Origin of the sequence: Bordetella flabilis (assembly GCF_001676725.1) — a bacterium.
Lineage (GTDB): Bacteria > Pseudomonadota > Gammaproteobacteria > Burkholderiales > Burkholderiaceae_B > Bordetella_C > Bordetella_C flabilis.
On the sequence record NZ_CP016173.1, the window covers coordinates 14,355 to 36,054 of the forward strand.

The window sequence follows — 21,700 nt, forward strand, 5'->3', positions numbered from 1 at the left end:
CCCTTTCAGAAGCCTTGATTGCCAACCATCCGGCCGGGCATGGGCGGCACGGCATATCCCGAGGACTCCAGCGATGGCAATGGCGTAGGAGGACTCGCGGAGAAGCCGAGGCGAATCCGTTCCCCTTCTTTGGATAGAACGACCTGGTTAACGCTGATCGACTCGACCTTGTACCCTCCAGATATCACATCGCCCTCACGCGCATCCATGGTCATGTTGCCTGGATAGAGAAAGGTGGCGTACAGACTGTTTCCTACACCTTGGACCATCTTCACCGTTGGTGCATACGACTCTTCGATCTTGGCCGTAGTAACTCCCCTGCTTTTCAATTGAGCCTGGGCGTTCATCACTTCCACCTGAGCCTTGATAAGCAGTCGCTGTTCGTATAGGCGCCCCAGCATTCCGACGGTCGCCCCCTGAGCTTGCGGTGTGATTTGGAGGCCCGGCGAGTCAGAAGTAGGTTTCGGCACGTTGATGGCAGGATGTGCCAGTGCCAGTTGCGGTTCGCCCTTGGCGGGCGCTCGTTCTTCGCCTTGGGCCGGGAAGATCACGCCTAGTGCCAAGGACAACACAACAAGCCGTATAAAGGCGCTATCGCAGACCATATAGTTCTCCTACCGTTTTCCATGAAAAGGAGGCAGATTCCTCCTTGAATTGCGCTTCAATGATCGCTACCCGAATTCCGTCTTCGGGAAGCCCGCTCAAGATGTTTGAAGGGATGTCAGCGCTCTCGAAGACGAACGCATAGGTATTCCACGTCGGGGCCGGAGGTGCTGCATTCTTCGGCCAGGGGGCACCGTTTGGAAGAAACTCAGGAACGATCAGCTCAGACTCCTTCGCATCGACCTTGAACGGGAGATCAATGCGCTGAAAGTGCGACACGAACACGTCGCGGACGTTCTTACGCATCTGGTTGAGCTCGTCACCACCCGGAGACATGTTCATGGCCAGGGAGAACGTGGCAGTGTTGTCGTTGTTGATGAGCGTCTTGACATCGCCTGTCGGGAACACGCGCGAAAACTCCGTCAAGTAATCGACGTTGGAGGCTCCAGTCTTGCGCTCGTATGTGGCATCGAGCATCGAAGGTTTGCAAGTCGCTTTCTCGAAAGCCCAGCCGCCAATCGAAATAGGTAAGCTGTAGATGGCTTCTTGGCATAGGTGCAACATCTGACTTGACCGGGGCTTGAGCGTCCACGGCCTGGTCAGCGAGGTCGATGCGATGAGGCGCCGTTGTTCAGCGTCAAGCCGCGCGAGCTCTGCCCGGTGCGCTTCCTGCGCCTGTCGGATTCGCTCGCGCTCGGCGCGCGCGGCCATTTGATAGTAGGTCCATGCGCCGACGCCTACCGCACCGGCCACCGCGACGAGTCCGCCGATGCGAAGCCATTCCCTTTTCGATAGCCCAAAGGTGAGCTGCTTGAGCTTGTGTTTCTTTTTGGCGTTCTGTGGTGTAAGAAGGGACTCAAGTTTCTTTTCGGTACCGGCAAAGGACCACGACTCAGGCGCAATTATCTGATCGTCGGACCACTCGAACATGGAGTTCAACTCCATCATTCGCTGACGTACTCTCGCTTCGGTGCCAATGAAGTCACTGTCCGGGATGACCGCATTCTTATCCGCAGCGACTAGATAAAACAGATCCTCGGCCAATTGGAAGACGGATAGCCAGGATTGTCCAAGTACGTCGGTCAACACTGAGGCAGCGCTATACATCTCCTTCGTGACGCCTGATTTCTTGGAGACAAACCCTCCTTGAATGATCAGGCCTTCACGGATCACGACGATATCCATGCCGTGTTCCTTGCCGAACAGGCGCGCTTCACGCATGAAGTTAACCGAGCTCTTCAATGCCTGCCAGCGAAGCCCGACCACGAATTTCCGGCCATTGATGGAAAGGACGGTCACCCCACCCTTGTCATTCGGCTCCGCATCAAGCGTGTCGTGCCGCGACATCAGACACCCCCGGCTGACGAAGCCATCGTGGGCGCGGGCTCGGCGATGACCGGCGTGAGCACGATCACCAGTACTTCGCGCGTCGTGGACCGATCAAACCCGCCACCAAGAGCCATGAAACCCGGATCGCCTACCCCTGTCCTGTTGCCGGTATCGCTTGACTGCTCATAGCCTGAAAGGACAACCGTCTGGCCTGAGCGTAATGCGACTTGCTGGGAGAATGTACGCGAGCTGGTCTCCGGCGCCTCGGCGGTAACCTGGCCGTTGCTGACAGGTCGGAGCTTGGCGCGCGGCGATATGGACGCACTGAATTGAAGGATGAGATTGTCTGAGTCGATTACAAACGGCAGCACATTGGCGTTGAAGCCAGTCGTCACCGTGCCCAGCTCCAACGAACTGACCGCGCCCACGTTGGATGCGAGCGTCGTGCTGCTGTTTTTGACGTACCCCTGCTGTTCGGCGATCTGCAAAGGCGCTGGCTGCAAATTCAATGTGTTGATGGTAGGCGTTGTGACTACCGATACGGAGCCCTGCTTGGAGAGGGCTTCAAACAGTAGTTTGGTCCCGGAGAACGAGCTGTTTGCGGTATCCAGAACGCCGACGTTTCCGACCACAGAGTCCGCCGCAGGGGTCATGTTGCTTACAAGCCCAGCGCCGTATTTGCCGGTGATCTGCTTGTAGACAACGTTCCAGTCAATGCCGAAGCGATCGCTGGAATCCAGCGTCACAACCATAATGTCCACATTGATCCGCACCATCCGCCGTAGCGAAGCGTTTTCGGCTTTCAGGTATGTATCGATGCGATCCAGCACCTCCGGCGTATCCGTGACAGCCACGGAGCCAGTAGAAAAGGACACCGACAATTTGCCCTGAGGCGTGAGCATGCTCTTCAGGGTTTTCTCGATGTCCCCTGCGATATTGGTGGTGATCGCCACCTCGGTGTTTTGGGTGCTACCACCCGAGATTTCGACCGCGCTGCTCGATCCCGAACCTGAAGAAGATCCGCCGGTGCTGCCGGAACTGCTCAGTTGGTTTCCGGAAGCCACGTTGGTCTTCATCGAGGTCTTGCTCGGGATCGCGGTGATCCGGAACACGCGCGTATCGAGGTAATAGACGCTGATGATCCCGTCCGCATAGCGCCAGGAAAGACCCAGCCGTGAGGTCACCACATCGAGAAGTCCACCGACGGGCTTGCCTTGCCATTTGATATTGGCGACAAGCCCCATCTGGCCCAGATCGGCGGCATTGCCTCGCATCTGCGGCGTAATCTGATTCTGTCCGCGACCATTGCCCCCTTGCGGCATGCCAGGCGCCATGCCGGGCGGCAACGGCGGCAATGGAGGCAGCGCTGATGAGGCAAGCTCGGTGTAGGCGGTATTGGCGCTGGCACCGCTTAGATAATCCACCGCGTCTTTCGTGATGCGAACGGGCACACCGCATAGGCTCGTGATCGTCTGCCCGAACTCGTAGATCGACACCGGCTGGATAGGTGCGAAAGTCACGTTGCAGCGCAGTGCTGCGGGTAGCTTCTTTTCGACAGTGACAGGCACGGGCGTGCGCGACACCCATGGCTGTTCCATGACGCTCACGGTCTCGGGGCGTTGTGAGCGCGATCCCCGCAAATCGTCCGTAACGGTCTGTGCGGTCGTATCGTTCTTTTGCAGCGTTTCCTTCGTGCGATCAAACGATCCGCATCCAGCAAGCGTCGCGAGAGTGATCAGGGTTAGTATGGCGCGGCGCATTACTTCTTCTCCTTCACGACGACGAGCTTCTGGGAGGGATAGATTTCAACTTTGAAGGGACGCTTGGCGTCCTTGTAGAGCTCGAACGTGCGCGTGATGACATCGAGATATTTGCCGACCATCGTGAAGCGTTCCTCAATGGGATAGTCCAGCAGTTCGGCCTCCCAGCGGACATCCCAACCTTCGCGGTGAGACCAGTCTTGAACCGTCTGGCGTAGCGTGGTGCCTGCGTTAGCAATCCATGACGGCAAGGGTTCCGCATCGGCGGTAGGCTTCACTTCTACAACGTCGCTCTTTTGCTCCGCCGCCACTGCCTTGGTTTCCTCAGCTTTCACAGGCTCAGGTGAAGGTGCTGACGGCTTTCCGTTGGACTTCGGAGCCTCTGGTTTGCTGGTCTTGTCGGCAAGCGGCTTGTTGGTTGCGCCTGCCGCTTGGGCAGGCGCCTGCTTGATGATTTTGGTGGCATCCTCGGCCAACAGCTTGCGCGCTTGATCGCTACTGCCGTCGGACTGAGCTGCGCCGGGCGCAGCTTGCGACATGACCGGCTGCGCCAGAAATTGTTGGAGACTGCCCGGGGCTGGTGTCGCGGCGGCAAGCGGAGGGGCAGATGGCGCGGCCACTGGCGCAGGCGCGGTAGGAGCGGCCTGATAGGGGGCAATGGGTGCGGCAGGCGGGTAAAGGGCGGGGGCAGCGACCGGAGCGACTGGGGTGTATGGAATAGGCGCTGCCATGGGTTCCGGCTCGATCACCAGGCCCGCGTGCGCTTGGGTGATCACGGCCAGAATCGACAGCAGAAAGTAGGGTTTTCTCATAACCAGTTGCATGCTCGGGTTGAGAGCCCCATCCGGGGCGGGTAATCAAAACGCGCCCAGGGGTTGCCCCCTGGGCCAGTGCCCGCTAGAACGGGATGTCGTCATCCAGATCCGAGGGGATGCTCGCGGCAGCAGCAGCGGCATTGGCGCCCGCCAAATCCGGGCCAGGCGCGGCGCCCGTGCTGTCCTTCGGACGGCGTAACAAGCGAACTTCGGTCACGACCGGCTGAATGCGGCTTTCGCGCTTCGGGGTGCCATCTTCATTGACACGATCGCGGGATTCCCAGACCTGCTTGCGCAGATAGCCACGCACATGGATTTCCGAGCTCTTCTTGACGTATTGCTCGAAAACGCCAGCCAGCCCTTCCCGGTAGACGGTCAAGTCAATCCAGTCGGTGTGCTCGACCAGTTCCTTGGTGTCAGGCTTCTTGTACGAACCGTCCACGCCGAGAGAGACGAGGACGATCGGCTTGCCAGTGTTCGAGTTGTAGCGAATTTCCGGATCGGCCCCGACGAAGCCCGTCAGGTCGAACATATTGTTGATGCGACTCATTGCTGGTCCCCTAAAGGGTGAGGTTGGTAGATAGATACCTGCGGGTATCTGTATTGCAGCCACCGGCCCCACTGTGCGGAGAACCGGATCAATTTCTGCCGATAGGCAGCATTGAATTTGGGGGTTGCAGAGTGATAGTTCGCTGCCCACACCCAGAAGTCGGCGCCCCGCTGCTCGCGCAGACACCTTGCAAGCAACCAGGCCGCGACTTCGGCGTTGTAGCAACCGCGACTTGCCACGTCCTCAGGACGAATTCCCGCGTTGGCGAGAAGCCCGCCTGGTCTGAAATGAACGGTGTTGATCCCGAAGTGGCCCAAGTCAAGTGACTTGTTCGAGTTCCCTATTCGGTCGCCATTGGCTCCCATCTCGATGCTGGCAATTCCCAGCAATACATTTGCTGGGACGTTCTGGCGCTGCGCAGCAGCGATAACGCACTCGATGGTGGCCGGGCGATACCCGTAATCGGAAATTTGAGCGTACGATCGATTTTTTGTATTTTGGATGCCGTCCTGCGGCGCACCGTCCGAAGGGGTGGCATGCGTGTAACCGCAAGCCAGGGCCAGGAGCGCTGCGACGGCAGTAGGGCCAACGGACATCCTCATCGGAACCACCGCTCATTTCGGAGAAAGCGCAGGAACGCACCCTCAACAAAGAGGGTGCCAGTCTCGACCTGCCAGGCTCGATAGCTGGCCTTGAGTGCCACCGCGCCGCACGCCAGGCCCAAGGACGCTAAGTTCGCTGCGTAGACTAAGCTCGCGCCGGTCGCCAAGCGATAGAGAAATCCACCAAACGCCGCGACGCTCAGGACAAAAAAGATGCGTGAGTGGATCGCATACTGGCGCACGCGCTTTTGTCGCGCGGAAAACTCCAGATCACCCAGCGCCTCGACAGCTTCCTGATTGCGCATAGAGCGCACCGTGTCTCTTACTGCCTGCTTGTCCGCGACCTCAAGAAGTAAAAAATCGCAGTGGGTACACGCCCAGGGATAACGCACGTCGGAAACGTCCGCAGCGGAGTCGCGCTCATGGCTATGGCGGATCAGTACGCCGTGTTTGCACTGTGGGCACGTGACATTCCTCAGGGAGGCCCACAAGTCCCGAATGAGCCGGTTGCCCAAGCGCAACTGCGACAGGCCAAGCACGCCAAGGGGCATGTCCACGAAGACGAATTTCGCCGCTTTTCTCGGTCTATGCAAAATGCCCACGCGAACACCATCGCCCATCAAAAAAGATAAATCTGATTATCTGTCAAAAATAGGTGATGGTCAATTTCTGAGTGGAGAAGAAATAACCCTACTTAAAGTCGCTTTTCACGATGCGTTGGGCTTGGGATGCTAGGTCGTCCAGATTCAACTGCGCCTGGTCAATCGTCACGGGACTGGGCTCTGGGGGATGGATATAGGTCGTCTGCTCAGAGATCGCGGTCTGGGCTGCGGATATGCGGTCTTCAGCCGCCCAGCGCTCTTCCAGGCTGTCGAATGCCTCACCGCGCGCGACAACCTCCATCTCCAGCATCGCGTCGCGGTCGGCCACCGAGAGCGGGTCTTCCATCCAGTCAGAATCCTCGGCGATATCGAGCTCCATCAGATGTCGCCTGAGGATGGGTAGGGCACGTTCCCGGAACGATCTATGGTCCTGACCGGTCAGCATCAGGTTCGTTGTTACAAGCGCACCGTCAATGCTTATTTCGTCTTCATCAGAGGCTTGGCCAAGCGCCTGTGCGCCTGAGTAGGCGGCTGCCTGTTCATCATCGCCTGTGTTTACGTCGGCGATATCGTCTATGGCACCACTTGGCTGGGTAGCGACGCTCATGAGGGCGCGCGTCACTGCGCTGACAATTGCAGCGGTGGGTTCGGGCGTAGTGGACTCCGTGGGCGGCGTGTTGCCGTTCGACGGTGGAACTGTTGTAGGTGCCACAAGGGCGTTTTTGAGCCCCCCTGCGGTGGAACCCGACTTGGTATCAGGCGTGCCCTGCTCTGCCGCAGCGCTGCCGTCCAAGAAAATGCCGAGGGCGGCGCATATGGCGTCGCGGCGGCTCAGCTTGGGCTGGTCGCTATCATAGTTATGGGCCAACGCGGAAGCGAGCGATGTGAGCACGTGGTCCGCCTTGATGCAGCTTCGGACGCTGGCCACGAATGATCCTTCTACCAAGGACCGAATCACCATGGCCTGGTTTGCGCGGGCCATAGGAAGCTCCGAAGGCTCCGGCGGCTCGATGGGGATGAAATCGTTGATCCGCATCTCGCGCGGATTGTCGCTGGCCGTATAGAAGCCCATCCCCCGAATTACCCGGACTCCGCCGCGCTTGCCACCATCTTCCTTCTTGCCGATGAGAAACGTGAACTCGCCGTTCTCCTGTTGCGCCAGGTCGTCATAGTCCAGACGGCCCCTGCGCTCCACTGTCACGTTGTCCTGCTGCTGGAATCGCTCGGCGAGCCCGTCAGTCTTGCGCTCATAGGACGAGACCCTTGCTTCATCCGATTCGCCAGCTGCGCCCACAATGCGGTCCCAAGTTTCGGACTTCAGCCCCGAGGTAAGCCTGCCGACTGCTCGGATGTTCGTGTTCTCCCACGTCGCGTCCGCCTCTTCAGCTGATGACTTCTTCAACGACGAGAAGTCCTGTGCAGCGAACACAACGGCGAATCCAAGGGAGCGCGCTTGCGCCGGAGCAACGGCAAACCCAATAACTGCGTAGTAGCCGTATTCGTCCAGGATGCAGTAGAAGGGCACTGGCGCATTTGTTGGCCTGCTGTCAATGATCTCGCGGACCTGGCCTTCAACACGGTTGCCCAAGCAGCCTGCCATCATCTGCTTGATAGACCCGACAATCAGCTTTCCGAGCATTCGCATGGAGTCAGGCGCACGCTCCAGTGCAGGCAAAAGGGCACCAAGCAGTCGGCGATTGACCACAACATCGAAGAAGTCAACATCCCCCCTCTTCGTCTTGAAAATGTGCCCGTAGTTGAAGGTCAAGTCGTTGAAGGTGCGGGTCAACTGCATGACTATGAACCCATGTTGCTCCAGCGTCTTGGTTTCCTGCTTTTTGGCCTTTGCTTTTTGATAGCCCGGGAGCGTCAGAAGATACGAGCGCAGAGGTGCCACGATGGTGTCAAAGAGCTCACCGTATTTGCCGCCATGCTCCCACACCAGCTCTTCGATAACGTTCAACTCGAAGTAGCTCAGGTACTCTTCCGGCGAGAGATTGATGAAGCCCTTGTCGCGCATGTAGACAAGCGGCCGCGTGAGCGCCGCAACGAAGCTAATCGCGCGCCCCTTCCACATATCACCGCCACCACCGGAATCATCCAGAAGCGCAACAATCAGTTCGATCAACATGCCTGATGAGTTGTTGCCCATCATGTTCATGTTGTTCGTGACCTTATCGGCCTGCTTTTCTACGAAGTCGCGCCCTGACGTGATGAAGTTGATGAGCAGGATGTCGCATTCACGCGCGAAGAACCGTGCGAGCCTGAAGATCTCTTTTTGCAGCTTGGGATCGCCCTTCCCATCCGTGTAGATAAAGCCAGTGTTTTGCACCAGCGCATTGGCAACTAGGCCGAGCAAGAACTCGGTCTTTCCGGAACCTGTAGTGCCCAACACGAGCATATGGGTACGTAAGTCCGAATTGTTTGCGTACACCTGTTCCTTTGTTTCGAGATCACGCCCAATATATGTGATACCGGCCCCAAGTTGTCCTCCCGGAGTCGATCCATCCCGTAGCTTCGCCAGCACTGGAACACGGTACGGAAAATTGAAGAGCTGGTGGTCTAGCCGCACGTATTTGCGCTTGTATGCCCAGGCCGCGAGCAGTAGCAGCTCACCCGATAACGGGATGGCAATGAGGCCAACAGCAAGTATGACGAGCACGATAAGCCCGAGTATCACGCCCTCTCCTGTGCGAAGTCCATCGGACACGCGGCGTGAGAACGGCCGCGTGTCCTTGCGGCGGCGCGAAGTCGAAATCTCGTGCTGGCGAGAAGATCCTTTGTACTGCACCGATAAGCCCTCCCCTACCCTTTGCTGTCCGGCGCCACTAGGCCGTTGCTTCCAATTCAGTCAACTCAGCACCGCCCAAGCGATACTCTGCGATCAACTCATTACCGATCCGCTGCACGATGGCCTTGATCACCTCGTCGTCGACGAATTCAGCCTCAACGTTAGGAGCGGCCTCGCTGCGCATTCTGTCCACTGCGCCCTTGCATGACCCGCCCGGAAAGCGCCTGGCAAGCAGGCGCCGCGCAACCATGCGTGGCATCGCTTCATAGAGAATGTCTCGCAACTGCCGGTCCTCGGCTGTCGTGGAAAGTGCCCATAGGCGCTGTGGCCCGATGTTCAAGGTGAATAGCTGGCTGTACGTCTGCGTCTTGGTGACAAACCGCGCAAGATAGGTGGCGCCTGCACTACTAGGACCGTGAACGAATTGATTCAATGCGGCCTCTTCCACGTTGGAAAGCCCGATGTGCTCCCGAAGCCACCTACGTGTGCTCTCTGTTCCAGCATCCAGCAGGAAGATCGCCGTAGCGATGTTCATGATTGAGCCGAAATCCTCGGGCAGTTGACTGCCCAGGATGATCTCCATCTTCCACTTTCTTGCCTCACGGCCATCTTGGAGAAGCTGCTCCTCAAGCCCTTTTTGGCCCCCAGCCCGGTGAAGCTCGTCCATGCACATGATCTTGTCTTGCGCAACCAGGTCGGCAATCATGCGGGCGAAATAGGGCTTGGTGCGATCGCTGAAGTAAGGCAGGTCTTCTTTCGAGTACGCGAGTTTCTTCATGAAGGATTCGCGCGCGGCCATGAACATCAACGCAGTTTGCTTTTGTGCAGCGGCCGACCCTTTTGAGGTTACGTCCTGCAGATCCAAGGCGGAGACCCTTGCGGAGCCAATGTCGAACTGGGTCGGCCCGGAGAAGATGGGAAAGTCCGCGACTGTTTCACGGATTCCAACGATGAACGCTTTCAACAGGCTCCCGCCAGTGTCGGTTGTCTGCTCACCGTACTCGTTTTGCACATTCTCGCTGGATGCCACAGCCATCAGATCATTGAGCGTCGGGACGGCATAGCGTTGGGCCACCTCAGCCTCATAGAACATTTCCGCGTCAAAGAATGCATCAACGAGCTCCCAATAGCTCGTAGCGGGGCGTGTGCGATAGCCCAGCTTCGCTACCGCGCTGTCAACTGTCGCAGACTGGCCTGGTTTGTATGTCGAAGGTGTGCCACGCTCCGAGTCGTCCGAGCGGTACTCGTAGGCGAGGTCGATCATTCGCCCAACAAAGCTGCTCATGCCGGTATAGGGTGCGCCATTACGCTCCGAAGGCGTCACGAGCATGGTGATGAAGTTGCGGGCGTATTCCCGCCCACGGGGCAATGCACGACGCTGGCCCAGCGGCGTGTCGAGGGGGTTCATGCCGTCTTTCGCGGTGTTCTGCAGGCGCTTATAGAGCGCCTGGTGCTTCAGCTCTGGGGGCAACCCGTCCCGCAGCAGATCAACGAAACCGGACGATGAAATACCAATGTCGATGATCCCTATGTAGGGGAGTTGCGTGGCGCCGGGGAGCAAACAAGCCTCGACATGACTGTTGTTCATGAGCACAGACTTGCCCGATCCAGGCTTGCCTACGACGGCCTTGATCCACGTCGTCTGCTCATCGGAAAACCGTTCTTCACGCAAGATCTTGCCATCGAGCGTCCGATGGATCGCGGAGCCCCGGGTGAAGCAGGACGTGGGCCGCGAAAGAGGCAAGATGGAGATAACCTCCTCCAGAGGAGCAGGACAAGGTGTCCCGATATGCACAGGGGTAAGGCCTAACGCGCTGCTCTGCAAGGCTTTCATCGGGTTGCCGGTGCGTTCAGATGCATCGAGCTGTCCCCAACCAGAAAGCGTGCGCCACAGTTTCGCTTTGCGAAGGGCAAGTTCCTTAATGCCCTCATCCGTATGCCGGGCCCATGTCATGGCCGAGATCCGTAGCTTTGTCGTGGCGATCCCGTCGCGCTTCTGCTCCTGCAAGGCCTTTAGGCTCATCGTGATGTCGCGGTTCTGTTCGCTCGTGAAGCCGAGCAAATTTCCGAAAACAGACTGAATAAGCGTCGTGAGGCCAGACAAGCCATCCGATTCCAGCATGAAGGAGATGACGTAAGGCAATGCTCTCCGCTGCCCCCCTTCCCGAGTTTCCGCGCGGTTCAAAGCATCGAACAGGCTATTGAAATACTGCGGATCTCGCGGCGGAATAGTAACCATGAGCGGAGCGTATACCCGTGAGCCAATCCGAACTGTCGTGGGGTCCGGAAGCCTTTCATTTTTTCGGTCCCCGCCCTGGCCTAGGGCCACCATAATTTGGGAAGGCAAAGGTGGGTAGAGAAGGCCGGACGCGTCATGCTCCACGCTGTCTTCCTTCCAGCGAAGCGGGATCTTTGTGCCCGGAATAGCTGGGCGCCAGGCTTTCGACGTGTATTCGGAATATACGGAAGCACGGACTTCTCGTATTGCTTCGCCGACAGGCAGAACGTCAGCAGCACACCCCATTTTGGACGAATTCAAATCGCCCACGATCTTGCTGACGAATGAAACATGGCGGTCCCGTAGGTACGATATAGGACGCAGGAGGTTCTGTGCTTCAGATGCCGAAGGCCAATGATGTTCCTTGCGGAAGCGATTGGATGCGTCCGATGCCATTCGTTGTTCAACTGGGTCCAGCAGTGCAGGCCGCGACCAGAACACCAAGAAGCATTCTTCGTCGTACACGTATTTGGCATACGTTCTTACCGACTCGTCAATCAAGTCGTCTATTGACAAGCCGACGCGAGCTGCCGTTGCCCTTTGCTGAGCTGCATTCTCTTCAAGCGTTGACGTGGCGTCCAGATCGCGGCGGAACACCACCTGAATGGCGTGCCCACGCTGCTTGAAGTAGGGGGCAAGGGAGCTGGTCAGCATGGAAACCATATCCTCAAATGCATCTCGGCCAACGATGTTCTTCGCGCCGTGGAAGCGCACGATTGACGCCATCGAGCCGTCTTGGGCGACGAGCGCCGTCTCGTTGTCAACGGTTTCCAAGTCGCAGTAATCAGAGACATCTGTCTTCAGTGCCGAGAGCAATTGCAACAGCAGCAGTTCAAGTTTCCCGCTCATTCTTCGTCACCTCTTCAATTGCTTTTTGCACGAAACTGCGTATCACGTCGTCGTGTGTTGGCCCCATGTCCTTGCGCAGAATCAAGGCATCGAGTTCCAGGAGTCGTTTGTAGCTGCACTTAGATCGCAAGAAGCCTTCAATTGCGGCAAGGCTGTCGGCATTACTCATGCTCGTGCTCCCTCTACGCGAGCTTCGGAGAATTTCGACGCGGGTGGCATGAGCGCCAGGTCAGTCGCGATATCGAGCGTGCGCCTCAATCCGCCTTCCGGGTATCTGGCGACGACGTTTCCGACTCCGTAGCTCATCACGACGACGCCGCGAGCGTGCAGGCGCTGCGCATAGTCGAACATCGTCATCCGGTCACAAGAACGGAGCCAAGCGGCCGCTGCTGTATAGCGTGTCGTGTCCTTGTATCGTTGACGGCTTACCATGGCCGTCCAGACTTGTTCGGCGACGAGCCCCAGCGTGTAAGACAGCTGCGCCATCGACCCGGAGGGCAGCATTGCTGCTTGAGGCAACACCTGAGCCTCTTTAGAGCAGATAAGAGCGGCATGCACGTTCACATTGGCGAACTCGCGAACGATGCGCCATTCGAGATCGGTCAACCATTCGCGCACCTGTCTCGATCCACTGCCCCATGACAGCACCTCAGCCATCAGTGGGTTGACGTTGGATATTGTGCATCGGACCAGAAAGGGCGTTTTGATGGACTCTAACCACTGGTCTGAACCTGAACCGACGGATCTCTCTAGTTCCCAACCTGCGTCCGGAGGGACCGGCGTGGCGAGAACGTGTGCGGCATGAGCAAGGCGGTTGCGCCGTAGGGTGACTGTTGGCGACGACGCACTGTAGTTTGCGGTCTGTATGACACTTACCGATGGATGGTCGGCAATGCCTTCAAAGAAGGGATAGTAGGCATCTGGCAAGGCGCTTGCAGGGGCGTTTATCGCGGTGGCAAAGTCATCATTGAGGCGTGCGGACTTCACTCTGACCTTGTAGTCGTTGGTCGCCACGTCCGCTACGCGTTGCGCTACGGTTGCCATCGCGGACACCGTGATATCGGGCGAGACATCACTTCCGTGGACGCCCAGCTCGGTGGTGATCTGGCCAAAAAGCGTGCGCAACCACCCATCGCTTCTGAAATTCGGATGCCTCGACAAACCTGCCTTGAAGAAATTGTTCCAGGTCAAATTTGTCAGCCAGAGTACATCGCTTGCAAGGTCGTGCACGGACTGCACACGCCTTGCCGGTTCTCCGCCGACGGACGCCCAGGCGTCCGATAATGCCACCACTGTTCTGTCATTGGCGACAATGTTGCCGGACTCATCAAAGTAGACGGCGCCCACACGCATTAGCGAACCTCATGCATTTGGCGAGCCAGACGAGACCAGGCGCCAGGCAAGAATTGATCGCGGCAGTGTTGTGCGTAGAACTCAAGCTGCCCGGCATGGAATGCGTTCTTGGTGGATACCAAACGCAGGTCAGCCAGCGATTTATCGCGCGCTGCATAGAGATCGTCATCGGCGCCAGAAAGTATCTGGGTCAGCAGGTACGGATCGCTGAGATCGCAGTCAAAGGGCCGCTTGAGTGTGTCCATGCCACGCGACGTGAACAGCGCGAATAGCGCCTGCAGGCGATCCGCGATTGCTGGCTCTGCAAAGGAGCTGGTGACATGAATGATTCGACAGAAGTGGTTAACTTCCGTCTGGGTGAATTCGGGCAATGCTGCCAGAAACCCGGCATTTCGCATTGCAAACATTCCGAGATGATGAACCTGATGGCAGAGAGTGCACACGGTGACGAGGTTGTTCTCGGTGTTGTTCGTGTGGTCATCGTCCATGTGGTGAATCTCTTGGTACTTGGAGGCCCGAAACCCACAAAAGCGACAGGTGTAGTTGTCCCTGGCGAGGATCGTTTTGCGCATCGGCTCGAAAGCCTCATCGGCTAATGCGGCATGCTCGTCATCACGGCGCCAGATCTTGCGCTTGACGCCGATGATTGGTTGCGCGTCATTGCGCCCAGCGCGTGAGAGCTCCGGAACCTTGGGTAGCAATGGGCTCATCGCGTTCGTGCCTCGCACCTGAACAGAAGTCGGGGATGTAAGCGGCCGGAGGGGTCGGGCCCCCCCTGCCCTGGCGCTGGCAGCTCTGTACTAGTTGCCAAGGAGCGAGTTGCGGCTGATCCACATGATCGTGGGTACTGCGAGCATCAGGCCGCCAATAAAGATGCCAACGATGGCGCTGGTAGGCTTTTCGCGTTCATCCTTGGCCGCCTTCCAGATGGTGTAGGCAGACATGATGGTGATGATCAGCCCGATGAACGCCGCAATGGCGAGCATCAAGGAATTCACGCTGTCAAGAATGTTCCCGCCGTTCTCAGCGACGTTGGTCAGTGTCTTCCCGCCCGAGGCATCTTGGGTGAGGTCCACCCTGGTCAGGGCTGCTTGAGCCACGGTCGCGTGAAACGAGACCGCAATCAGCAGAAGCTTGGTGTGCGCGTTCTGCGCGATTCGACCAAGTATGTTGGCGCGATGTTGCATGGAGGTATCTCCCTGGTAGAAAGGTGGGGTGTGGTAGGGGTTACTTCAGCGAGGAAAAGAGCGAAATGAAGTTGAAGCCAACGGTGTTGTTGATCACATCGGAAAACCACTTGAAGTTCCAGGCGAGCACGCCGCCGAGAAGCCACGTCAATGACGTGCCGAAGGATGCGGCTGCCGCGCTCTGCTTGTAATACCGGTTGATGCCCATCAAGCCCTTCACGATCGCTACGAAGCCCATCGCCTGCAGCAAAGCGAGCAGCGCCAACGTGACTGCCAACGCTTTTTCTTGCGCGGTGGAGCTCGGGCCTGGCGTATATGACAATGTGTCCGCAGTCATCCGAACGGCGGCGTAGTCTCCCGTAAGCGAGCGCGAGAGAACTCCTACGAATTCCAACGTTCCGACCGAGAGCAACAAAGCCCCGATGAGAAGCTGAATCACCCCGCCTGTGGTGCTGTATGCGCGCTGACTGGATATGTGCTTCGACAGGTTGTCATTGTTGGCCCCCCAAAGTTCGACCAACGCTCCGATCGTCAGGTACATGCCCATTGCCATGGCTGCCACCTGCATGAGCATGATGATCGAAGGGATCACCTTGCCGATGCCAATCAGCATCGTCGCAAGATCCGGAAAATTTGAGGCCAAGCTTGTGTCCATGGAGTGCTCTGCTGGGTCTTAGGTCTACTGATTGGACGCGGACGAGATCATCGGCGTGTTCGTCGTCCGAATAGATTGCGTCTGTGCGACCGGGCCCGGTTTTGGAGGCGCGTCAGTTTTGAGAATGGAGATTTCGCGCTGTCCATCAGAAAGCCATACCCGGTTGCCGAGCTCCGCTCGTACTACAAAACCTTTGGGTGGTGTGTACGGGGCATTGGTGTGCTCTGGCACGCTGTCTACCGTCTTTACGGGGCGCCCGGTGTCCGAAAAGACAACGGAGACCCCCGGATTCAACATGCGGTCTTCTTCTAGTGCACGAATTCGCTTATCCAAAGATTCGATTCGTGTGATCAGGAGTTGAGCTTGTTTTGCAGCTGTCTCGTCTCGGCTGGCAAGCGCTTTGGTGAGCTTGTTCTCCAGGCTTTGCGCGTCTTCCTTGGCCTGGCGCAGAGCGCTTTGTGTGCTTTCGAGCTGGACGCTCACGATGTCTGGGCCGACAGTCGCCGGTGCAACCGCAGCGGGTGCAGCGGGCACGGGCGTGGCTATATGCGCTGCGGCGGTTTTGGCAGAGGGCGCTTCTTGGACCGTGTTGAAGTGTGCCGGTATCGAGGCTTTCTGTGCTTTAGGTTTCAACAGGTGTATGACGAGCACGGATACGACAATGAAGCCGACAAATCCGCCGCCGAAGACAGCCATGAGCTTTCCGAAAGACCAGTTTTTCATCGTGCTGTCTCAGTTCTGTACGTACACGTCAGACAAGAAGAACACTGCGATACCCTGGTTCTTCGGTGTCGAGAAGGTCGCCTGGCGATCGAAGCCACGGCGGATTTCCTGGGAAAAATTCGTTCCCAGTTCTCCTACGCTGGTAGCTATCACCTGTTTGTTTGAGGGCTCCTGTGTGCTGGTCACCGTGGTTCCAGATGGAACAATCACGGCAGTTCCAGGTGTCTGCGCGTAAGCTTTGCCGAATCCAGACAAGAGGCTTGCCGCACCTAAGGAGCCGTATCGCTCAAGCGTGTGATGGTCGATGTTCTCGGCGACTCCAAGGCTGGCATTTTCGGTTTTCATGGCGACCGCATTGATGCTCATTGAGGGCCGTCCATCTTGCGGGGCGAGCGTCGTGAACCTGAACCCAATATCGTCGGGCCGCTGCTCTACCCTGCCGATTAATATGGAGCCTTCCCACGCACCGCCACGGACAACGGCCATCACATCCATGCCTTTGTCCGTGTTCACCTCCGGAATTGTCTCTGCGTAAAGCACGTTGCCGGTTCGAATGACCGGCGTGCGCTGTGACGACTGGGCTGCGCTCGCCTGCTGAACGGTTCCGGTCGGCTGGCTTGCTGCGGCCGTGGCATTGACGGGCAGCGTGTATGCGACAACGCTGTTGCTGCCAATTTTGTTCAGCGAATCTTGGCCCAGCATTTTGTCAAGCTGCTTTAGCACGGTCTCTTGCTTCTTGGTGACGTACGCGTCGCGCTTTTTCAGCGCGTCCTCGTAGGCTTGCGTTTGCCGGCGCCGCGCCTCTTCGAGAAGCCTCCGCTGTTCGCTGTCCGTTGCGGTTGCACTGGGCACCGGCATGGTGGCCGGTGCTGCCTTGAAGCCTTGGTTTCCTCCGAAAATATCGTTTGTCCCGTTCGGCTTCTGCTGAGCCTCGTCCGGCTGAATTTGAGGTATGAAGGGAGGCTGATAGCTGCCACCGGAATTTTTGGCTTCTTCTGCCTCTCTTTTCGCGACATCGTTGCGTCGAGCAGCTTCCTTTGCGGACACTGGATTGATGTCTATGGGCGCAGAAGGGGCTGTAGGTGCCTCAAACTGCGCGGTATTCGTGTCCGCAACCTTATTGCGCGCACTGGTGAGCGTCCTCACACCCACCGCGATCATGATCAAGATGACAATGGCGGCGCCAATGATCGAGATTCGGCCGATGCCGTGGCCGAATACCGATTTGAGATTGCGGCGCCATTCATCGGTCCTGGCTCTGGGCGCGGGCCTGGCTTTGCGCGCAGGCATATCTGGTGCTTCAACAGGCGAGCTTGGCGTTACATCATCCTCGGGCTCATAGCCCGATGCTCCAATCGAGGGCTCTGAGCGCACATGCTCTTGCGGCTCGTCGTGGTTCTCGCTCATCTAATGTTCACTCGATGAAAATCGTTACGGCGCGGCCACCGGCAAGCAAGGTGACCGTATCGTGCAGGCCAGCGTAGCGATACACCGATACGCCAGATGTGCTGCGAGCCGCTGCTATGTATGCGGGGTACTGTGCGGTCGCATTTGTGCGCAAGTAGAGGTTGTTGTGGTACGACCACGCGACAGTGCCTTCGAGCCCACGCACGCGCAGCCTTTTTGCTTGCTCGGGCGGAGTTCCATCCATGAAATAGGGCAGATCGCTGTCGATCGTAGGAAGCGACGTGATGCTGACCGTGCCTGATGCATCCGGGTTTCTGCCCGGAACCTTGGCGTCAACTCGAACATCCACGTCGTCTTGGCCGCTAATAAGCGTCAAGATGACCGGCGTTGAAAGGCCATTGAGCTGTACAGACACGTTTCCGTAAACCACGGGGCTAAGTGGCTCAAGAGCGAGCACATTGGTAGGCGTCTCGTCTTTGCCCGCGCCCCCTCCTTCCGTATGTCCGTCGCTAAACAACTGCCGATTGAGCGACACCCGCTTGATCATCCATGGATTGCCATTTACGTCGGAGAAGACGATAGAGGACTGCTGCCCCCGAGATAGCCGAATAATGGGTGGTGGTACCCCTGGTTCCAGATTCACGGCGAGGGTCCGGGTAACAGGCCTTGCAGGGGCGACGTAAGGGGTGGCTTTGTAGCCCTCTCTTTGCAGATAAAGCCGCTTTACGCGGGCAGTTTGTTCAGGGGTGAGTTGCAGCTGCTCCAGATCTCGGATCATGTCCTCCGAAATCTGTGCGTCGCTTGGATACTCGACCCTGGGCGCGGCTGCGCCCAAATTATTGGGAGGCATCGGTGGCGGTGGCGGCGGTGCGTCCTGTGCTTGCCCGAGCGAGGCGTAGCTCAGGCATAGTGCGACGACGAAAGATCGGTACCGGCGCATCGCTTCAATTCCGGGGAGGCTTGAGGACGACTGACTCCACCGCGATGCCCTTCTGGTTGGCGGCGGACGCCTGTATGCGTACTACCTTCACTGAAGCGCGAAACTCCTGGCGGGAGAGCGGCTTCTCAGAGCCGCCGACGTAAAACTCGATCGCGATCGGCACAACGACCGTCCAAGATTGGGGGATGCCCGTAGCTGGGGACATTTCCTCCAGCTGCGGCGTTCTGGTGGCCATGGAACGAAGAATCAAGCGTCCATCAATCACGCGGCGCAGGTTGCCAGAGCTATCAAGTCCTTCCATGAAGGCTCTTCGGCCCGCCTCGGTGTACCAACGTGCGGCAGCCTCGTTGATCAAGCTGCGGTAATTCACGTAGTCATATGAATATGAGTTCAGGACCGCATCCTTTGCGAAGTTGGTGACATCCGCGCCGCTGACGCGCGGCGTGCTTTCGGGGGTCACCTCGCAGATGGCGCGGTTATCTGTGGTGGGGATGTACCGATACTTCGGGAAGGCGTAGAGCGTCCCAGCGATCACAATCACTAGGCCCCCAGCCAAGACCAGGTTGGTACCCCAGACGCGCAAGTTCCGGCGCTTCAGGTGCACAACTTCCAGTTGAAGCCGCGACACCTCGCGTAGTACCGATGGCGCTTCGCCTGGCGTGGTGTCGGACGCAAGCTGCAGGAGGCGATCCTCGGAACCGGCCCCATCAGTTTTCTGATCTACGCGCGTCTTTTTCTTACCGAACATGGGGGAGTCTCTGCGTGGTTCCATCCAAGACACAGACCGTCGCGGTCCCGTCGTAAAAGCTGATGTTCTCCAGATTAGAGAAGGCCAGCAGCCATGCCGTCAGAAGCAACAACAGACAAAGCAGGATGGGGTTGAGCAGTTCCCCCGCTTGCGCCACAGCGGACAACAAGCGGCAGAAGCGGCGCAAGCCTCGGGTGTCAATCTCCCTTCTCGGATGACCCCACGAGCTGCCAGATGTCCGCGTAAGCATAGTAGTTTTCTCCAATCAGCGTGACATTCTAGCGGGAAATTAGAAATGCGCAACGAGAAGAATTTGATGCAGCCTCATCAAATTCCTTATCGTCATCAAATTTTGATGTCGCGTCGGCTGGCTGATTAGAAATGATATGCGGTCGTCCTGCCACACGCTGACCCGGCTCCCAGCGCAAACTTGGCGCAAAGAACGCGTATTGAAAGCGTATGTAGTGCGGGATCTACGCGCAAGTATCGGAGCGATACAGCGTTAAAAATGCGCGTACTACCGCCATTAGAGTGCAGCCATAGCGGCTCCACCGCGCGGTGCGGCAACAAGGCGCCAGTTAGGTGGTCGCCTTTGCAATCCGCTGGCACCTGGGTCACGCGGTAGAACTTTTGACGCGTGGTTCACGTTATTACTGCCCAGGCTCAGAGCAAGCGGCTGCGCTGGTGCCAGCGCCCCGACTAGGCGGACGCGGTGGGCAGCGTTGTAGCGTTTCGAAATGGCCTTCGGCAGGGCTAAAGGGCGTGCATCACAAGGGCTATTGGTATTTCATCGGTCGGTCGAAGCAGATTGTCACATGGCGCCGGGGCTCTTGAGCCACTCCGTAGCTGCCTGGAGCGTCCGGTCGTCCGGTCGAGCCACATCGGGCTTTGGCGATTGCCCGCTGACAGCCATAAGCGACTCTGGGGATGGGCGAAATGTGTTTTTCATCCATCCACTCATTTTTTTGCCATAGTGACTCTTTGCGGTGGCCGGGCTCACATGCCCAAACAGGGCCGCAATTTCACGATCGGTCAGCCCACTGGCTTTGGCATTGGCTACAGCTTGGTGACGGCTGCTATACAGGGTTGGACGTGCGGCGGAGCCTGGTCGATACCCTGCCCTCTTGAGCGCGTTGGACATGCAGTGCCGGAGCGGGCCGAAAAAAGACTTTGCGAGCTGATCTTGAGAAAGCGTCGGGTTCTTGGCTCGATGCGCTTCGATGAGTCCAAGAAAGTGAAGCAGTGTGGCCAGGTCTTCCGCGCTGATGGAATGCAGGAGGATCTCTCGGTGGGTTCCGTTGGCACGCCCGTGTGATGCCTTGCTATTACGCACTATGAGCCCGAGGCAGGAACTGCGCGCTCGCGCATTGGGGCCAAGGTATGAAAATGTCGCCGCGTCAAACCATTCCTCCGGGCGCAACCCAACAAGCAGGTTTGCTCTCAGAAAGGCGAGCAAAGTCCCCACGTAAACCACGCCAGGGGTGCTTTTCCCATAGAGCTCCAGGGTATCGAGTGCGTCCTTGGGGAGCGCCTTCAGTTTAGGACTCGAAGTTTGTGACGTTCGGCGCGGTAAGGAGTTGGTTGCAAGCGCGCGGACGCTTTCGTAGGCCTGTTCGTACTCGCTTAGCCCATCGCTGCCATGGGCAATGACAGCCTGCGCCGTTTCTGCGAGCCAGAAGAGGACTGCCGCCTTCAAGGAGCGGGCCGTAGCCTGGGCGATTTTCTGCTGTGCGAACAGCCAGGCCAGGTGTGCAGCCATCCTGGCCGGAGTGACCTTGGTGGCATTTCCCTCAGCGGCGCGGATCTGGTTTTCGAGGACCAGAATTTTTCGGGCGTAGTCATCGCGGCTTTTGCTCTGCAGGCTGGCGCCAACCCACTCTTCGCTGCTGATGCGATCAATAAGCGTTAGCGGCGTTTTGCTGCCATCGATTCGAACGTTGCCATCATTGATTGCCATTGAGGTTCCTTGGCGGATGTTGCGGGCCCGTGGCCCCAGCGGCGAAGTGTGTCGCCAATGGGTTCGCAGCCTTCGGGGTGTGCATGGGCGGGGCGTGCCGCCAACCAGGTGTCATTGCGGCGTTCCGTGCTGACAAGCAGCTTGAGTTGATCGCATGGGGGGGCTGGCTGGTCACATGTCCCGTTACTTCCCATACGTTGCCTCGTACACATATATTCACTCGCGTGTTCATTGAAAACGTCATTCGTTATTGCGGCTATTAAGCCCATTGCGGTAACAGAAAGTCGCGTTCATTGAAGCGGCTAGTGCATGTTATTTGAGATGCAGGCGGTTTGCATAGTATGTGCAGACCTTTTTTTTGTGGTGTACAGGGACGGGAAGTAACGGGAAGCTGCTGGACCGTGACCATCCCAAGTCGGTCGGCGATCACGTTTCAATTCGAATGCCCGGCACGGCCTAAGAAATTTGTTCTCCGTATCCGCAGACGTTTCTCATACGGCGGGCAGCAATGCGTAGTTTTGTGGCAGCAAGCAGTCGTGTTGCCGTCTGAA

General features: G+C 57.8%; 19 protein-coding genes. All 19 read right to left on the reverse strand.

The genetic code is table 11. The features are described from left to right. Positions 1-5: 5 nt before the first annotated feature. The gene (gene pilP, locus BAU07_RS26115; protein ID WP_066665789.1) at positions 6-605 is read right to left on the reverse strand and encodes a type IV pilus biogenesis protein PilP; all 600 of its coding nucleotides are present in this window, start codon (positions 603-605) and stop codon (positions 6-8) included. Next, the gene (gene pilO2 / locus BAU07_RS26120) at positions 592-1,950 is read right to left on the reverse strand and encodes a type 4b pilus protein PilO2 (protein ID WP_066665791.1); all 1,359 of its coding nucleotides are present in this window, start codon (positions 1,948-1,950) and stop codon (positions 592-594) included. Before pilO2 ends, pilP begins: the two co-directional genes overlap by 14 nt. Continuing rightward, complete coding sequence (gene pilN / locus BAU07_RS26125; RefSeq protein ID WP_066665793.1) at positions 1,950-3,692, reverse strand: PilN family type IVB pilus formation outer membrane protein; 1,743 nt, start codon at positions 3,690-3,692, stop codon at positions 1,950-1,952. The genes pilO2 and pilN overlap by 1 nt, the downstream gene beginning before the upstream one ends. Beyond that, on the reverse strand, positions 3,692-4,504 hold the full coding sequence (locus BAU07_RS26130) for a TcpQ domain-containing protein (RefSeq protein WP_198168953.1): 813 nt from the start codon (positions 4,502-4,504) through the stop codon (positions 3,692-3,694). The genes pilN and BAU07_RS26130 overlap by 1 nt, the downstream gene beginning before the upstream one ends. Before the next feature lie 85 nt (positions 4,505-4,589). Then, positions 4,590-5,057 (reverse strand): single-stranded DNA-binding protein, encoded by a 468-nt coding sequence (locus BAU07_RS26135; protein ID WP_066665798.1) that lies wholly within the window; start codon positions 5,055-5,057, stop codon positions 4,590-4,592. Further along, entirely contained in the window at positions 5,054-5,659 is a 606-nt protein-coding gene (locus BAU07_RS26140; protein WP_232338385.1) for a lysozyme family protein, read from the reverse strand. The genes BAU07_RS26135 and BAU07_RS26140 overlap by 4 nt, the downstream gene beginning before the upstream one ends. Next, positions 5,656-6,261 carry a hypothetical protein gene (locus tag BAU07_RS26145; RefSeq protein WP_066665957.1) on the reverse strand — a complete coding sequence of 202 codons (606 nt, stop codon included), beginning with the start codon at positions 6,259-6,261 and terminating at the stop codon, positions 5,656-5,658. Before BAU07_RS26145 ends, BAU07_RS26140 begins: the two co-directional genes overlap by 4 nt. 88 nt (positions 6,262-6,349) lie before the next feature. Further along, positions 6,350-9,052: a TraM recognition domain-containing protein gene (locus BAU07_RS26150; protein WP_066665802.1), complete on the reverse strand. Its 2,703-nt coding sequence runs from the start codon at positions 9,050-9,052 to the stop codon at positions 6,350-6,352. A 37-nt stretch (positions 9,053-9,089) separates the two neighbouring features. Further along, positions 9,090-12,179: a type IV secretion protein DotO gene (locus BAU07_RS26155; RefSeq protein ID WP_066665805.1), complete on the reverse strand. Its 3,090-nt coding sequence runs from the start codon at positions 12,177-12,179 to the stop codon at positions 9,090-9,092. After that, on the reverse strand, positions 12,163-12,348 hold the full coding sequence (locus BAU07_RS26160; protein WP_066665807.1) for a hypothetical protein: 186 nt from the start codon (positions 12,346-12,348) through the stop codon (positions 12,163-12,165). Before BAU07_RS26160 ends, BAU07_RS26155 begins: the two co-directional genes overlap by 17 nt. Then, positions 12,345-13,532 (reverse strand): hypothetical protein, encoded by a 1,188-nt coding sequence (locus tag BAU07_RS26165; protein WP_066665809.1) that lies wholly within the window; start codon positions 13,530-13,532, stop codon positions 12,345-12,347. The genes BAU07_RS26160 and BAU07_RS26165 overlap by 4 nt, the downstream gene beginning before the upstream one ends. After that, the gene (icmJ, locus tag BAU07_RS26170; RefSeq protein ID WP_066665812.1) at positions 13,532-14,242 is read right to left on the reverse strand and encodes a type IVB secretion system protein IcmJDotN; all 711 of its coding nucleotides are present in this window, start codon (positions 14,240-14,242) and stop codon (positions 13,532-13,534) included. The genes BAU07_RS26165 and icmJ overlap by 1 nt, the downstream gene beginning before the upstream one ends. A 90-nt stretch (positions 14,243-14,332) precedes the next feature. Beyond that, positions 14,333-14,719, reverse strand: coding sequence for a DUF6750 family protein (locus tag BAU07_RS26175; protein WP_066665814.1), 387 nt, complete (start codon positions 14,717-14,719; stop codon positions 14,333-14,335). A 40-nt stretch (positions 14,720-14,759) separates the two neighbouring features. Continuing rightward, a complete protein-coding gene (locus BAU07_RS26180; RefSeq protein WP_232338386.1) occupies positions 14,760-15,374 on the reverse strand; it encodes a hypothetical protein in 615 nt (204 codons plus the stop codon). Between the two features lie 24 nt (positions 15,375-15,398). Further along, a complete protein-coding gene (locus tag BAU07_RS26185; RefSeq protein ID WP_157122568.1) occupies positions 15,399-16,097 on the reverse strand; it encodes a hypothetical protein in 699 nt (232 codons plus the stop codon). A gap of 9 nt (positions 16,098-16,106) precedes the next feature. Then, positions 16,107-17,504, reverse strand: coding sequence for a DotG/IcmE/VirB10 family type IV secretion system protein (locus BAU07_RS26190; RefSeq protein ID WP_084026125.1), 1,398 nt, complete (start codon positions 17,502-17,504; stop codon positions 16,107-16,109). 7 nt (positions 17,505-17,511) lie between these two features. Next, complete coding sequence (locus BAU07_RS26195; RefSeq protein WP_232338387.1) at positions 17,512-18,282, reverse strand: DotH/IcmK family type IV secretion protein; 771 nt, start codon at positions 18,280-18,282, stop codon at positions 17,512-17,514. A gap of 166 nt (positions 18,283-18,448) precedes the next feature. Further along, complete coding sequence (locus BAU07_RS26200; RefSeq protein ID WP_232338388.1) at positions 18,449-19,192, reverse strand: DotI/IcmL family type IV secretion protein; 744 nt, start codon at positions 19,190-19,192, stop codon at positions 18,449-18,451. A gap of 811 nt (positions 19,193-20,003) precedes the next feature. Then, on the reverse strand, positions 20,004-21,149 hold the full coding sequence (locus tag BAU07_RS26205) for a site-specific integrase (protein ID WP_066665824.1): 1,146 nt from the start codon (positions 21,147-21,149) through the stop codon (positions 20,004-20,006). Positions 21,150-21,700: the final 551 nt, after the last annotated feature.